Source organism: Paenibacillus sp. GP183, from assembly GCF_900104695.1.
Lineage (GTDB): Bacteria > Bacillota > Bacilli > Paenibacillales > NBRC-103111 > Paenibacillus_AI.
Genome location: NZ_FNSW01000001.1, coordinates 4,595,237 through 4,609,640 on the forward strand (window position 1 = coordinate 4,595,237; position 14,404 = coordinate 4,609,640).

Consider the following 14,404-nt stretch of genomic DNA (forward strand, 5'->3'; position numbering starts at 1 on the left):
AGAAATTGAATGCGCATTTAATCATTGACCATGTTACCAAATCGTACGGGGCGGGTTCACTGGCTGTGGATGACATAAGCTTTGAAGTGAAGCAAGGGGAATTCGTCGTCATTATCGGGTCTTCCGGCGCAGGCAAGTCAACCCTCCTTAGATGCCTGAATCGCATGGTCGAGCCGACCGATGGGAGTGTCATTTTCGAGGGACATGACATCACTCATTTCAAAGGGAAACAAATCAGGGAAGCTAGAAGACGAATCGGCATGATTTTTCAACATTTTAACCTTGCATCCCGCCTAACCGTCATGCAGAACGTCATGCATGGCAGACTTGGCTACATGTCCACGCTGGAGAGCGTTCTAAACCAGTATAAGGAAGAGGACAAACAGAAAGCCGTCGCCTATTTGGAAAAAGTAGGACTTCTGGAACATATGTATAAGAGGGCCAGCGAGCTGTCGGGAGGTCAGAAGCAAAGGGTCGGAATCGTTCGGGCGCTTATGCAGGAGCCTTCTCTGCTGCTTTGCGACGAGCCGATCGCATCGCTTGATCCGAACAGCTCCAAAGTCATCATGGATTTGATTCGCGATTTGACACGGGAACAGAATATTTCCTGTATCGTCAACCTCCACCAAGTCCATGTGGCCAAACAATATGCAACAAGGATTATAGGCATTCGCAAAGGGAAGCTCGTGTTTGACGGCCCGCCCTCAAAGCTCGGGGACAATACGATTGAAGAAATTTATAATACTTCAATCGATAAGCTGATGATGAGCGAGGAGGTGCAGGCTGTTGTCTGAAAAGCCCAAACGCCTGCATCTGATCGACAGACGAGAGAAAAGAAATTATTTGATAGCATTCTTCATTATGGCCGTATTTTTTATTGCGGCTACTGTCTATACCCAGTACAATCCATTTATCATTTTTACTGAGCAGGGTGTTTTTTGGAAATTTATCACGCAGGATTTTTTGCCGCCGAATGTTGTGAAAGCGAAAGGGTTATGGGAATCATTGCTGCAAACTGTCGAAATGGCGCTATCAGCCACATTCATCGCTGCCATCTTCGCTTTTGTGTTCGCTTTTTTCGGCTCTATGCTCACTTCGCCGTACTCGTGGCTGGCGAGAATCATACGCGCGATCGGTTCCTTCACGAGAAACATACCGGCGCTCGTATGGGCGTTAATCCTTGTCATGGCTTTTGGAATCGGCACTTCCGTAGGCTTGATCGCGCTTATCGTAGAAACCTTCGGTTTTCTGCTCAGGGCATATATTGAAACGATTGATGAGGTCGGAGGGGACGTTCTGGAGGCATTAAACGCTTCAGGCGCCAATTTCTTTCAAAGGATAACCCAAGGAGTGATTCCGGCCGCGATCCCAGGCTATATTTCCTGGTTTCTTTATGGTATTGAGCTGAACATCAGGGCTTCAACGATAGTCGGGATGGTTGGCGGCGGCGGTGTTGGCCTAGTTCTGATACAAAATATCAAGTCGTTCAATTATCATGTTGCCTGCGCGATTATTCTTACGATCGCAGTGCTTATTATTTTGATTGATATATTAACCAACTGGCTGAGAAGGAAGGTTCTTGTATGATGCAAAACCGATCCGGAAAAATCAGAATCAACAACCCTGCTTTCAATCGTTCGATTCATGTATTCCTATGGATTGCAGCTATCCTTTCAATCGTATCCATAATAAGTCTTCAGATCGATTGGATCAAGCTTGCTTCCCGTGTCGGCAAGCTGGCCAGCGTGTTTACGGATTTGTCCAAACTCAATTTTGCCAATATCGAATTAGTTCTTTTTGGCTTTGCCGATTCGGTTACGGTAACCATTCTTGCAACTGTATACAGCTTGCTCCTGGGTTTGGTTATGGCTGCCTTTATGGCCAAAAATATTACACTGAGCAAGAAACTAGCCGCTGCAATGTCCGCTTTTTTTTCATTTCTAAGAGCTGTTCCTACTCCGGTCTGGGTACTGCTTGCGCTGGTGTCCCTGGGGTTTGGCCCTGCTCCTGGCGTTGTAGGTCTTTCCGTACATGCAACTTCATTTTTTGCACGCGCATTTGCGCAGTCTTTCGAAGAAGTTCCGCAGGAAATTATCGAGGCGCTGCAGGCTGCCGGGGCAAACCGCATCCAAATCTTTTTCAGCGCGGTTTTGCCGGCGTCCATTACTGCTTTGATCGCTTGGGGAGCCTTGCGGTTTGAACATAATTTCTCGGAATCCGCGATACTCGGTATGGTCGGCGCCGGGGGAATCGGTTATTTAATCGCCGCAAGTATATCCGGTTACAACTTTGGTCGGGCTGGACTTGCGATTTTATTGGTGTTCCTTTTTGCCTACACGCTTGAACTTACATTTGTTGCTATAAAGCGCAGAATGAAAATCTGATCATTCTGCATGAACAAGGAGGGGAAGTTAGAATGAAGCGATCTCGCAGGACTAAAGTTCTTGTAGAAGGAAATCGCTCGCTGCTGGAGCGGCTGACCTCGGAAATCGAAGCGTCGTCGAATGTTCGAACCGTGCGCTCTCCCGAAACGAGTCTGGTGATGGGCAAGGCCCGTGACTCGGTTTCCGGACAGCCTTTTTTTATCGGGGAAATATTAGTGACGGAATGTACGGTAGAGTTGGACGGAACGACCGGCTTCGGAATTTGCTTGGGCGAAGAGCCGGAAAAGGCATACTGCCTGGCTGTCGTGGATGCAGCATTTCAAGCGGGTCATCCCGAAATTCCGGTTTGGACCGAGCTGCTGCACGAAGAGGAAGAGCAGTTAGAGCTGCGTGAAAAGCAAGAGCTGGAGCGCATTCTGCAAACGAAAGTACACTTTGAGACGGCGGAGGAATATTATGCCAAACGCAGCTGAGACAGGGTTCGATAGCGTTCACGATACACAGCAGGTGTACCGCCGATTGCTGGATACACTCAGCAGGCCTGGTACAACGGCTTCCATTGCGGCAGCTGCGGAAAAGCTTATATTTTCGGAACCCTTGCATAATTCCATCGCGGCTGCAGCGCTCACACTGCTCGATAACGAGGTCACGTTCCATATGGCCTTGCCAGGTGCGGAGGCGTTGGAGAACTGGATTCGACAATCGACCTTCTCTCGTTCGGTGAATCCGGGAGAGGCGGATTATATATTTGCATCGGGAAGCGAAACACAGTCTTGGGCGTCGAAGCTTAAGATCGGGCTTCCGGAATTTCCCGAAACCGGAGCTACTGTGCTATTGACTGTAGACAATTGTATGGCTTCCGAGGAGGAAAGCACCGTTTATCTTCTTCAAGGACCTGGAATTCGCGGGGAAGCGATGATTCGCATCGGCGGGCTTGACCCGGCATGGATGCACATTCGTGAATTGCTGAACGAAGAATTTCCGAGAGGCATTGATATATGGCTGCTCGATAAGAACGGGAACCTAATCGGAATTCCGCGCACGACACGGATCAAGGAGGCGAACTGACATGGCATATGTATCCGTTATGGGCGGGCAAGAAGCGATCACTCAGGCGAATCGGCTGACCCAATTTTTCCGGCTTCGGAACAGCGACGCGGAGCTCACGATCGACGGTATCGAGCATCGGCTTCGCCTGCTTTCTGATCGCGTGATGAGCGAGGGGGGGCTTTATGCCCAAGAATATGCGGCGCTCTCCATTTTCCAATCGGAAGGCGACCCGTTTGAGGCAGCTTTTTTGCTGCGCGCTTACCGTTCCACCTTGGCCCGCAATCAATACACATTGACGATGGAGCCCGGCCGGATGCGGATCATTCGGCGCATTTCCTCCTCCTTCCGTGATATTCCCGGAGGTCAAATCCTCGGTCCTACCTATGATTATACGCATCGGCTGCTCGATTTTTCACTGCGCGGCGAGACAGCTCAGGAGATTGAAGCGTTTGTCAGCGAGTATTTGGCTGAGCAGGCTGACGCTGAGCAGCAGGCTGAAGAGCTCACTTTTGCCAAAGTGGCGGATTTGCTCCGCTCTCAGGGTTTAGTTGCAAGGATGCATACGGTTCAGGAAGAAGAACCTTATGATCTTACGAGGGAAAAGCTGACTTTCCCCTCCTCCCGTTCCGCCCGCCTGCAAGCGCTCGCCCGTGGAGAAACCGGGGCGATGACGGCGCTCGCTTACGGCAGTATGCGCGGTTATGGTGCCGTGCATCCGACGATCGGTGAATTGCGGGTCGGTTATGTGCCGGCTTATGTCCCCTATCCCTTTGCCGCCGAGGACGAGCAAACGGAAGAGGATGCGGTATATATCGGTGAAATTATGATGACGGAAGTGGAGAGCATCAACTCGTTTCAACAGGATCCAGCCAGTGGTCAAGTCCAGTTTCAGTTGGGCTACGGACTTTGCTTTGGCCAAAATGAAGTGAAGGCGATCTCCATGTCGATTTTGGAACATAGCCTCGAAAATGGCGGAGATCTTCCTACGCAGGATGAGGAATTTGTTCTGTCACACATCGACAGCGTTGAATCGAGCGGTTTCGTCAGCCATTTGAAGCTGCCTCATTACGTCACGTTCCAATCGGAGCTCGACCGGATTCGCGATGTGAAAGTGAATAAAGAACAGCAGCCCGAACAGAAAACGATCGAGCAAAAGGAGGAAACGCATGAACAGCACGAAAGTCCGACCTCCGTTTGAAATCAAGCCGTACAATTTTGCTTTTCTCGATGAAGGGTCGAAAAGAGAGATTCGCCGCAAGTCGCTGAAGGCCGTGGCGATTCCCGGCTATCAGGTGCCCTTTGCTTCACGGGAGCTTCCAATCGGACGAGGCTGGGGCACCGGGGGCTTGCAGCTGACCTTATCCTTGGTCGGACTGGACGATTGTTTGAAGGTGATCGACCAGGGCAGTGACGACAGTGTCAATGCAGTCAGCATCCGCAAGCTGGCCGAGAAAACATGCGGGATCAAGACGACGACGGATACGGTGGAAGCGAGTGTCATTCAATCCAGGCACCGGATTCCGGAGGAGCGCCTGCGCAGCGATCAAATCCTCGTGCTTCAGGTGCCGCAGCCCGAACCGCTGCGTAAAGTGGAAAAGATGGAAACGGCAACGCGAAGAATGCATGCGGAAAAAGATTACAGCTCCATCTGGCTGTCGCTTTATGAAAATATCGTGAAATGGGGAGGAATCACACACGGCGCCGATTATCCGGCAATGGTCGAAGACCGCTACATTATGGCGCCCAGTCCTATTCCCCGTTGGGATATGCCCAAGCTGAACGATGCCGATCATTTGACGCTTCTTGGGGCCGGCAGGGAGAAAAAAATATATGCCGTTCCTCCCTATACCCGAGTCATACCACTTCAATTCGACGATTATCCATTTGAGATAGAGCGGTTTGAAGGTAAAGCCTGCTCCCGCTGCGGAAGCCGGGATACGTTCCTCGATGAAGTAACGGGGGATCAAGGCGAATTGACATATCAATGCTCGGATACCGCCTATTGCGAGAAACAAATGCTCCAGAGCAATGGGCCGTCATTCTGAAAGGGAGACAGCGATGAGTAAGATTTTGAAAATTGGCGGAGGGCGTATCGTCACGCCGCATGGCATCAAGGATAATCATACGTTGATTCTTGAAGACGGAAAGATTGCCGCAATCTTACGCTCGGAGGCTTCGGGAGTACCCGATATGGATGTAGAGGGCCGATGGATACTTCCAGGCATCATCGATACCCACAGCGATGCGATCGAAAACGAAGTGCAGCCAAGGCCTACAAGCCAGTTTCCATTTGATCAGTCATTATATGAGCTGGAGCGCAAGCTGGTCTCACAAGGGATCACGACCATTTATCACTGCTTGGGCATGCTGGATGACAGATCCAAAACTTTGATACGACAGAACGATTATGTCCTCTCGTCTATTCGTGCCTTAAAAGAGTTCGCCCTGCAGCGCCGATTGATCCGGCACCGTATTCATCTTCGTTTTGAAATTACCAATTTGACTGCTGTGGAAGCGATTCGAGAATTGCTCGTACAAGGAGAAATCGATCAAATTTCCTTTATGGACCATACGCCGGGACAAGGTCAATGGCGCAGCATCGAGGCGCATAAAGCGTTGATTATGGGCCGTCAAGGGATCAGCGATGAAGAAGCCGAAGAGATGCTTAATGCAAGGCGGAACCTGCCCCGAGCGAGCGGCGAGGTGCTCTCCGAATTGGCAGGGCTGGCCAAGATCAAACGGATTCCTCTTGCTTCTCATGACGACGACTCCGTGGAGAAACTGGATTTGGTCGAAGCTTGGGAAGCATCAATCGCAGAATTCCCGATTAAGCTGGACGTTGCAGTAGAAGCGCGCAAAAGAGGGCTGTTCGTTGCCATGGGGGCGCCAAACGTGCTGCTTGGGCGCTCGCACAGCGACAATTTATCTGCGATGGAAGCCATCCGTGCCGGTGTCGTCGATATTTTGTGCTCCGATTATTATCCTCCATCTTTGTTGCAAGCCGTGTTTCGATTGAAGCACGAAGGTATACCTGTTCACCAAGCCGTCAACATGGTCTCCTTGAATCCGGCGCTGGCCCTTGATATCGCCACCAATACGGGATCCTTGGAGGCTGGCAAAGAGGCCATTTGCTCATCGTTGCGGAGGACGGCGGCCGCCCTGTCATTGAGAAGGTGTTCGTCGGAGGCGCGCTTGTTTGTCAAATGTCTTATCCGCTTGCCGTTTCTGAAGAGAAAGCTTTGAATATATGAAACTCGGCGTCGAGAGGGGAATGAGCGATGTCATTCAAACATATTCATCATGAGCATCAGGAGCATCAGCTGTCGGAGGAGCCGACTATCCACGAAACAGCAAATCTTCGGGATTGCTGGGTCGGGGCTTGGACCTCGATCGGTCCAGGTACCCGTATGAACGAAGTGCGCTTCGGCGATTACAGCTATTGTATGGATCAAGTCATTATCCACTATGCGGAGATCGGGAAATTTTGTTCGATTGCCTCCCATACGGCTATAAACCCGGGGGATCATCCCACTTGGCGGGTAACCCAGCATCATGCCACGTACCGTAAAGCGTCTTATCGTTTCGACGATCAGGACGATGCGGAATTTTTTGAATGGCGGCGTGAGGACAAGGTCGTCATCGGTCATGACGTCTGGATCGGCCACGGGGCTTCGATTATGGCGGGCGTGACGATTGGCACCGGGGCGGTCATCGCGGCCGGAGCGGTAGTGACTAAGGATGTACCCCCGTATTCGATCGTCGGAGGCGTTCCTGCTCGGTTCATTAAAGAACGATTCCCAAAGGATACCGCCGAAGCTTTGATGCGGACGGCATGGTGGGATTGGCCGCGCGAAATCCTGGAGGAGCGTTTTGCCGATTTGAACGATGTTCCTCTGTTTCTGCAGAAATACGGTAGCCTGAGCCAGTCAATTTCAAAACACGAATGATGCAGAAGGAGGCCTTTGCAGTGACCCCTGACAGATTATATAAACAACTGGAAAACTCCGTCGCGAGCATTGATACGGCGGCATCAGAGCCGGAACCAATGCTCATGGTGAAGAATCTGAATAAAATATACGGTCCATCCTGCGACGATTGTTTGTCGCTTACCGGACCTGAATTCGACCGCAATATTTGTCCGCGCTGCGGCTCTATCATCGCTTGCGGAGACGTCAGTTTCGACGTGCATCCGGGTGAAATCCTCGGGATCGTTGGTGAGAGCGGATCGGGCAAAAGCACGTTGGTCAAAACGTTGTATTTCGATGAAGCCCCGACCTTCGGCGAAATGCATGTTTCCCGTTTTCCGGGCGGAACTACGAATCTGTTTGAGCTGAGCGCGCAAAAAAAACGCTGGATCCGCCATCATCTGATGGGTATGGTGTATCAGCACCCGCATCTCGGGCTGCGGTTGGATTTTTCCAGCGGCGGCAATATTGCCGAGAAGCTGCTAATGGCCGACGTCTTTCATGTCGGGCAAATTCGCGAAAGAGCGAGCGAGCTGCTGCAGCGAACCGAAATACCGGTTTTGCGCATGGACGAACCGCCGCGCCGATTCAGCGGAGGGATGCAGCAGCGGGTTCAAATTTCTAAGGCGATTGCCAACAATCCGCCGCTGCTGCTGCTTGACGAAATTACAACTGGTCTGGACGTATCGGTGCAGGCTAGCGTTTTGGATATGGTGCGGCAGCTCCAGCGCGAGATGGGCATTACCATGGTCGTGGTCTCTCACGACTTCGGCGTCATCCGCATGCTGACCGCACGTACGATTGTGATGAAGAACGGGAGAATCGTCGAAGCGGGTCTGACCGACCAAATCCTGGAGGATCCCCAACACCCATATACACAGCTGCTCGTCAATTCGATGCTGTAAGGAGGTACGGACATGCTTTTGGAAGTTCGCAATTTACAAAAAACGTTCCTGCTCTATCAGCAGGTTGCAAAAAACATCGTCGGGTGCCGCGATGTAAACTTGACCTTGCATGACGGAGAATTCATCGGCATTACAGGCAAGAGCGGCGTGGGCAAGTCGACGATTTTAAAATGCTTATATCGCACCTATCTTTCTACGGGCGGTCAAATTCTGTTCCGTTCCGGCCAGTTCGGCACGATCGATTTGGCTCAAGCGAGTGAGCAGCAGATTATTGAAATCCGCAAAAAAGAAATCGGCTATGTGTCCCAATTCTTGTCGGTGCTGCCGCGAGTGACCGCCTTCGGCGTCGTCAAGGAAGCCTTCCTAGAAACCGGCGTCGGTGAAGAAGCGGCGGCTGCGGAGTCGGAGACGTCACTCTCCTTTTTCGAACTCCCCCAAACGCTGTGGGATGCTTATCCCGGCACATTCAGCGGTGGGGAGAAGCTGCGCCTGAACTTGGCCAGAGCGATGGTGAAGCGCCCGAAGCTGCTGCTTCTTGACGAGCCGACAGCATCGCTGGATAATCGTTCGAAAGAAGCGGTAAAAGAGATGATTTTGCGGCTGAAGCAAGGCGGCACGAGCATGGTCGGAATTTTCCATGACCTTGATTTCATGCAGCAGGTAATCGATAAGCATTACGCGATGGAAAACGGTGTAATGATGGAAAGGACAATATCATGAAGCATCACGCCATTGTGATTACGGGTTGCCAGTTGGTGCTGCCGGATCGAACGACGGAAGGCGCCGTTTGGATTGAGGACGGACGTATCGTACGTGTGGAAACGGGTGCTTCGGGTTATAGTGCAGTAAATTCGGCAAGAGACAGCTCAGCCGTCGTGCTGCATGCGGAAGGCTCGTATTTGCTGCCCGGCTTGATCGATATGCACAGCGATGCGATTGAGAAAGAAATTCAGCCAAGGCCAAACACCCATTTCCCACTTCCCATGTCCCATTTTGAGCTGGAGAAGAAGCTGGCGGGCTGCGGCATCACAACGATGTATCACGCTATCTCACTATCGGACGGCATTGGTGTCAGAAACAACGAAACCGTAAGGGAGATCGCCCAAGCAATCTCAACATACCGCAAGAAAACAGCGCTGATCCGCCACCGCATCCATCTTCGTTACGAATTGACGAATCTGGAAGGCCTTTCCCAAGTCGAGGAAATGTTGGAGGGGGATCTTATCGATTTGCTTTCGTACATGGATCATACTCCGGGTCAAGGGCAGTTCTCGGCGCCGGGCAGCTATGTAAATTTCATGAAAAAAACGTACGGCGGCGATGAATCAGAAATTCAAGAGCTCGTCGAAATGATTAGTGAAAACCAAAAACGTCTTGATTGGAAGGCATTGAAAAGCTTGGCCTCCCGAGCATCGGAAAAAGGCATTCGACTGGCATCCCACGACGACGATACTCCGGATAAAGTCGATCAGGTTATCCATTTAGGAGCCGACATCAGCGAATTTCCGGTCAATTTGGAAACGGCCTTCTATGCGAAGTCGCAGGGGATGCATGTTTGCGTCGGTGCACCGAACGTCGTTCGCGGCAGCTCCCATAGCAACAACATGCGTGCTATAGACGCCATTCTGGCTGGAGCGGCCGATATGCTTTGCTCCGATTATGTGCCGTCGACGATGCTGGCCGCTATTTTTCAATTGGCTGAACAGCATATGCCGCTGCACGAAGCGGTACGGCTCGCGACGCTTAACCCTGCTGAGGCGCTGGGACTGGATGGCGAATTGGGCTCCGTTGAAGCAGGAAAGCACGCGGACCTGATACTTGTCGAGCTGCAAGAAGGCTATCCGCTAATTCGAGCCACGATCGTTGACGGAATAATCGTCTATCAAACTGATTATCGCCATGGCGCGGGCATAGGGGAGGTCGTAAAGCATGCGAATTCGTGAAGCGCGGAAACAGGATTTACCCGAGATCTTAAGATTGCTCAGCGTTCTGGATGCGGAAGCGGAGATGAGTATTTCCGATGCGGAGGACATCTTTGAACGCATGGCAGCTTATCCGCATTATCGTTGCTATCTGGCGGTTGAAGACGACAAGACTGTCGGTACCTTTTGCATGATCATATGCGATAACCTCGGTCACGCCGGCCAGAAATTTGCTATTGTGGAGAATGTCGTCGTCGACCCTTCCAGCCAGGGTCAAGGCATCGGTAAGATCCTCATGGAGGCAGCAATGGAAGAGGCGGTACGGCAAGGATGCTATAAACTCATGCTGTCGAGCAACGAAAAAAGAACAGATGCCCATCGCTTTTACGACAATCTTGGATTTTCCAGACATGGCATCAGTTTTAAGGTTGAGATTAATTGACAGCGAGAATACGGATACGTCAGATATTGAAAATCGTTTGAAGGAGGATAAAGAATGATCGACCTTCACTGTCATACCAAAATCTCGGATAATTCGTTCACGATCCGGGAGGTCATCACGATGGCCAAAAACGAAGGGGTAACTCATTTGGCTATTACGGATCATGACACTACAATAGGCTTGGAAGAAGCTGCGCAAACGGGTCAAGATCTTGGAGTGGAAATTATTCCGGGTATTGAGATCTCCGCTTATGATTTCCAACGGAATACCAGGGCTCATATTCTTGGATATTACATAACACCTGGACATGCAGCCCTTTCACAGCTTTGCGATCCGATGATCAAAAAGCGGCACGAGGCTTCCCAAGAAATGGTGCAGCTTATCAAAGAAGCCGGCTACGATATAACGTGGGAGCAAGTGGAGCGTTATGCGGAAGGCGGAACCGGTGTTTACAAACAGCATATCATGCACGCCCTTCTGGATAAGGGCTACACGCAGACGATTTACGGTGATTTGTACAAAAAGCTTTTCTCACGCGGAGAACAAGGAGGGGAGAAGGGCATTGCTTATATCTCTCTGGAGTATGTGGATGCATTCGACGCTATCGATGCGATTCGTCAGGCGGGAGGCGTTCCCGTGATCGCTCATCCCAAGCAATTTAACAATTTTGCCGCTATTCCCGAATGGAAAGTTGCGGGACTTCAAGGAATCGAAGTGCGGCATCCTTTACATGATGAAAATACGGAACAACTAGCTCAACAAATCGCCAAAAATTTCAACTTGCTGAAGACAGGCGGTTCAGATTTTCATGGATTTTACAGTGAAACGGATCAATGTCCTCTCGGCAGCAAGAATATTGGAATGGACAATTTGCAGGCATTGCAACAACGGATATCCTAATAAATTCAAAGCATTTCTATGCAAGACTTAATTTGTAAATACTTCTCAAGATAAACCAGCAAACCTTTGAGGATGCTGGTTTCTTGCATTTCAATTTTTTTCTCACCCAAAACTTATTCTCACCCAACACACTGACTTTGTTTTATAATACGGATATAAAGATCCAAAAAAGGAGATGAACAGATTGTCAATGCAACTGCAGGGAACACAAACAGCAGCAAAAACGACCAACTTTAAGCATTCCATTACCATGATCATGGGAATGTGGCTCATCGCAGGCGTGTTTATCGACGGCTTTGCCCACAACCATGGTGCAGTCGAAAGCTTTTTTACGCCTTGGCATGCTATTTTGTATTCAGGCTATCTCGCTTGCGCAGTATGGATTTTGATTTTAATTCTCCAAAATAAAACTGCCGGAAATCACGCGACCTGGATAGAGGCTGTACCAGATGGTTACAAGCTTGGGGCAGCAGGAGTTATTATTTTTTTCATCGGCGGCATAGGCGATATGATTTGGCACAGTGTACTTGGCATCGAGAAGGATATCGAGGCTCTTTTGAGCCCGACACATCTAATTCTTCTGTCTGGTGGATTGTTGATCCTTACAAGCCCATACAGGGCATTGAGCAAATCGGAGAAAGACGAAGCACCAACATTTTCAAGACTATTGCCCGCGTTGACCTCGGTGGCTCTAACCTTTGCCGTTATGGCCTTTTTTCTCATGTATGCCTGGTCATTCCGAAACCAACTGCCCGGTGCTCATCAAGAAGATTCAGTTGGTCGGTCCATAGTTGATTTTCTGATCACGACCATGCTGCTGGTTGTACCCATCATGGTTATTTTAAGACGATGGAAGCTCCCATTCGGAACAGTGACGTACTTCTTCATTTTCGAATCCGTATTGATGGGTGTTTTGGATGGTTTCAGCCATTTCAGTTCCAATATCATATTATTGATAAGCGGTATTGCCGGTGATTTGCTGTTTCGAATGATTAAAGACAAGAATGCAGGCGACTGGCTGTACCGAGGTGTATTCTTCTTGCTCCCGATTTTCATTTGGGGCTTGTATTTTTTGGATTTGCAGATTTCTAATAAGCTTAGCTGGAGTCCTGAACTATGGGGAGGGGCCATATTCCTTAGCGCGCTTTGCTCCTTGGGGTTGAGTATCCTTGCATCTCCGATTACGCACGACAATGGTGTAAAGAAAGTCTAATTCTTGCACCATCCCCCATCCATGTAACTGATTTGTAACCGCCTCATAGTTTACTGAAGTTAGGTAACGGCAGCAGGATGGGGGAAATAGCTTGGAGTGCGTCATAGATTGGTTTGAGCGAAGATGCCAGCTTCAGCCCGAACTCATTGCAGTAGTCAGTGGGGAAACCGGAGAAAGATGGACTTACGGGGATATGGAGCGGCGTTTTCTGCGTCTGGCGGCATATTTACAAAGCGAAGGTGTCGGAAAAGGGGATCGTGTCGCTCTTTTATCGCCCAATGATATTTGTTATTTTGATTTGTTATTTGCCTGCGCCAAGCTGGGAGCTATTTTTGTTCCTTTAAATTGGCGTTTGGCCATTTCCGAGCTGGAATACATTTTACAAAACTGCCGGCCGAAGGTCGTTGTGGTTCATCCGCAGTTGGCGGAATTTCAAGAAAATGCGGCTGCAGCATACGGATTGACTGAAGCTCTGAACAGCCCGTATAAGCTAATGAGCATAAGCGATTTGGAATCTCATCATAAAGTTGCGGCTCCTGAAGATTGTCCTGATCTGCATATTGACGACCCGCTGGCCATCATATATACGGGTGGGACGACCGGGAAACCGAAAGGGGTTGTGTTGTCGCACCGTTCGATTTTTTGGAATGCGATCAACACGGTTGTCAGCTGGGATTTGACTTCCCGAGATATTACACCGACGTACATGCCTATGTTTCACACCGGTGGATTAAATGCGCTTTCCTTACCCGTCCTTCAAGCCGGAGGAACGGTTATTGTCTGCAAAACGTTTCGAGCCGAAGACTTTGTGCGGATCGTCAATCGCGAGCGCTGCACCCTTGTGCTGCTAGTGCCGACGATGTACCATATGCTGACGCAGTCCGACGCATTTGCTGAGGCGACTTTTCCAACTATGCATACGTTCCTGTCGGGAGGAGCGCCATGTCCTCATACGATCTACGATGCGTTTGCCTCGAAAGGGCTCGCTTTTAAGGAAGGCTACGGCATGACGGAAGCCGGACCTAACAATTTCTATATTCATCCGTCACATGCGGCGAAACGTGTAGGGTCAGTCGGCAAGTCGATGATGCTGAATGACATTAAGATTTCAAATGCGCAAGGTGAGACAGCAGCCGATGAAGAAGTTGGTGAAATCATGCTGCGTGGCGGACATTTGTTTCACTCCTACTGGAATTTGCCGCAGGCGACCGAGGAGGCTTTTACAGACGGTTGGTTTCATACCGGCGATTTGGGCCGAAGGGATCAGGACGGCTATTATTACATCATGGGCCGAAAAAAAGACATGATCATCACCGGCGGTGAAAACGTTTACCCTTTAGAAGTAGAGCATCTGCTTCAGCAGCATTCAGACGTGGTAGAAGCAGCTGTGGTTGGCATTCCGGATGAGAAATGGGGCGAACTCGTTACTGCCGTACTCGTACTGAAGGAGGGCTGCAGCTTGGATGAAGAAAGCATGAAGCAGTATTGCAAAGCTTCTATCGGCAAATACAAGGTTCCGAAGCGCTTTGTCGCAGTTGGTGAGCTTCCGAAAACGGCGGTAGGCAAAATCGATAAAAATCGTATCATCAGCGAGATCAGGTAATATGGTAAGATGGAGGAGAA

16 protein-coding genes are annotated in these 14,404 nt (G+C 50.1%); all 16 read left to right on the plus strand.

The features are described from left to right. Window positions 1-5: 5 nt before the first annotated feature. The 16 genes from phnC (at window position 6) to BLV33_RS22770 (ending at window position 14,384) form a co-directional block, all read left to right on the plus strand. Window positions 6-794: a phosphonate ABC transporter ATP-binding protein gene (phnC, locus tag BLV33_RS22695; RefSeq protein ID WP_090797305.1), complete on the plus strand. Its 789-nt coding sequence runs from the start codon at window positions 6-8 to the stop codon at window positions 792-794. Further along, window positions 787-1,587: a phosphonate ABC transporter, permease protein PhnE gene (gene phnE / locus BLV33_RS22700; protein ID WP_216234809.1), complete on the plus strand. Its 801-nt coding sequence runs from the start codon at window positions 787-789 to the stop codon at window positions 1,585-1,587. Before phnC ends, phnE begins: the two co-directional genes overlap by 8 nt. Further along, window positions 1,584-2,384 carry a PhnE/PtxC family ABC transporter permease gene (locus BLV33_RS22705; protein WP_216234810.1) on the plus strand — a complete coding sequence of 267 codons (801 nt, stop codon included), beginning with the start codon at window positions 1,584-1,586 and terminating at the stop codon, window positions 2,382-2,384. The genes phnE and BLV33_RS22705 overlap by 4 nt, the downstream gene beginning before the upstream one ends. A 32-nt stretch (window positions 2,385-2,416) precedes the next feature. Continuing rightward, window positions 2,417-2,857 (plus strand): phosphonate C-P lyase system protein PhnG, encoded by a 441-nt coding sequence (gene phnG, locus BLV33_RS22710; protein ID WP_090797313.1) that lies wholly within the window; start codon window positions 2,417-2,419, stop codon window positions 2,855-2,857. Then, window positions 2,841-3,452 (plus strand): phosphonate C-P lyase system protein PhnH, encoded by a 612-nt coding sequence (gene phnH, locus BLV33_RS22715; RefSeq protein WP_090797316.1) that lies wholly within the window; start codon window positions 2,841-2,843, stop codon window positions 3,450-3,452. Before phnG ends, phnH begins: the two co-directional genes overlap by 17 nt. 1 nt (window position 3,453) lies before the next feature. After that, entirely contained in the window at window positions 3,454-4,632 is a 1,179-nt protein-coding gene (locus BLV33_RS22720) for a carbon-phosphorus lyase complex subunit PhnI (RefSeq protein ID WP_090797319.1), read from the plus strand. Continuing rightward, window positions 4,601-5,479 (plus strand): alpha-D-ribose 1-methylphosphonate 5-phosphate C-P-lyase PhnJ, encoded by an 879-nt coding sequence (locus BLV33_RS22725; protein WP_090797323.1) that lies wholly within the window; start codon window positions 4,601-4,603, stop codon window positions 5,477-5,479. The genes BLV33_RS22720 and BLV33_RS22725 overlap by 32 nt, the downstream gene beginning before the upstream one ends. A 13-nt stretch (window positions 5,480-5,492) precedes the next feature. Continuing rightward, the gene (locus tag BLV33_RS22730) at window positions 5,493-6,677 is read left to right on the plus strand and encodes an alpha-D-ribose 1-methylphosphonate 5-triphosphate diphosphatase (RefSeq protein ID WP_171909260.1); all 1,185 of its coding nucleotides are present in this window, start codon (window positions 5,493-5,495) and stop codon (window positions 6,675-6,677) included. Between the two features lie 35 nt (window positions 6,678-6,712). Beyond that, window positions 6,713-7,381 (plus strand): DapH/DapD/GlmU-related protein, encoded by a 669-nt coding sequence (locus tag BLV33_RS22735; protein WP_090797328.1) that lies wholly within the window; start codon window positions 6,713-6,715, stop codon window positions 7,379-7,381. A gap of 98 nt (window positions 7,382-7,479) precedes the next feature. Beyond that, on the plus strand, window positions 7,480-8,304 hold the full coding sequence (locus tag BLV33_RS22740; RefSeq protein ID WP_253187265.1) for an ATP-binding cassette domain-containing protein: 825 nt from the start codon (window positions 7,480-7,482) through the stop codon (window positions 8,302-8,304). Window positions 8,305-8,316: 12 nt separating this feature from the next. Further along, entirely contained in the window at window positions 8,317-9,024 is a 708-nt protein-coding gene (locus BLV33_RS22745; RefSeq protein WP_090797337.1) for a phosphonate C-P lyase system protein PhnL, read from the plus strand. After that, window positions 9,021-10,247, plus strand: a complete 1,227-nt coding sequence (phnM, locus tag BLV33_RS22750; RefSeq protein ID WP_090797340.1) for a phosphonate metabolism protein PhnM — start codon at window positions 9,021-9,023, stop codon at window positions 10,245-10,247. Before BLV33_RS22745 ends, phnM begins: the two co-directional genes overlap by 4 nt. Continuing rightward, complete coding sequence (locus BLV33_RS22755; RefSeq protein ID WP_090797344.1) at window positions 10,234-10,668, plus strand: GNAT family N-acetyltransferase; 435 nt, start codon at window positions 10,234-10,236, stop codon at window positions 10,666-10,668. The genes phnM and BLV33_RS22755 overlap by 14 nt, the downstream gene beginning before the upstream one ends. 54 nt (window positions 10,669-10,722) lie before the next feature. Further along, a complete protein-coding gene (locus BLV33_RS22760; protein ID WP_090797346.1) occupies window positions 10,723-11,568 on the plus strand; it encodes a PHP domain-containing protein in 846 nt (281 codons plus the stop codon). Between the two features lie 184 nt (window positions 11,569-11,752). Beyond that, window positions 11,753-12,781, plus strand: coding sequence for a hypothetical protein (locus tag BLV33_RS22765; RefSeq protein WP_090797350.1), 1,029 nt, complete (start codon window positions 11,753-11,755; stop codon window positions 12,779-12,781). A gap of 91 nt (window positions 12,782-12,872) precedes the next feature. Then, the gene (locus tag BLV33_RS22770; protein WP_090797353.1) at window positions 12,873-14,384 is read left to right on the plus strand and encodes an acyl-CoA synthetase; all 1,512 of its coding nucleotides are present in this window, start codon (window positions 12,873-12,875) and stop codon (window positions 14,382-14,384) included. The last annotated feature ends 20 nt before the right edge of the window (window positions 14,385-14,404 follow it).

Bases quoted from the DNA above. Each gene is read 5' to 3' on its own strand.
- BLV33_RS22705 (WP_216234810.1), top strand. From the start codon at position 1,584: ATGATGCAAAACCGATCCGGAAAAATCAGAATCAACAACCCTGCTTTC.
- phnG (WP_090797313.1), top strand. From the start codon at position 2,417: ATGAAGCGATCTCGCAGGACTAAAGTTCTTGTAGAAGGAAATCGCTCG.
- phnH (WP_090797316.1), top strand. From the start codon at position 2,841: ATGCCAAACGCAGCTGAGACAGGGTTCGATAGCGTTCACGATACACAG.
- BLV33_RS22720 (WP_090797319.1), top strand. From the start codon at position 3,454: ATGGCATATGTATCCGTTATGGGCGGGCAAGAAGCGATCACTCAGGCG.
- BLV33_RS22725 (WP_090797323.1), top strand. From the start codon at position 4,601: ATGAACAGCACGAAAGTCCGACCTCCGTTTGAAATCAAGCCGTACAAT.
- BLV33_RS22730 (WP_171909260.1), top strand. From the start codon at position 5,493: ATGAGTAAGATTTTGAAAATTGGCGGAGGGCGTATCGTCACGCCGCAT.
- BLV33_RS22735 (WP_090797328.1), top strand. From the start codon at position 6,713: ATGTCATTCAAACATATTCATCATGAGCATCAGGAGCATCAGCTGTCG.
- BLV33_RS22740 (WP_253187265.1), top strand. From the start codon at position 7,480: ATGCTCATGGTGAAGAATCTGAATAAAATATACGGTCCATCCTGCGAC.
- BLV33_RS22745 (WP_090797337.1), top strand. From the start codon at position 8,317: ATGCTTTTGGAAGTTCGCAATTTACAAAAAACGTTCCTGCTCTATCAG.
- phnM (WP_090797340.1), top strand. From the start codon at position 9,021: ATGAAGCATCACGCCATTGTGATTACGGGTTGCCAGTTGGTGCTGCCG.
- BLV33_RS22755 (WP_090797344.1), top strand. From the start codon at position 10,234: ATGCGAATTCGTGAAGCGCGGAAACAGGATTTACCCGAGATCTTAAGA.
- BLV33_RS22760 (WP_090797346.1), top strand. From the start codon at position 10,723: ATGATCGACCTTCACTGTCATACCAAAATCTCGGATAATTCGTTCACG.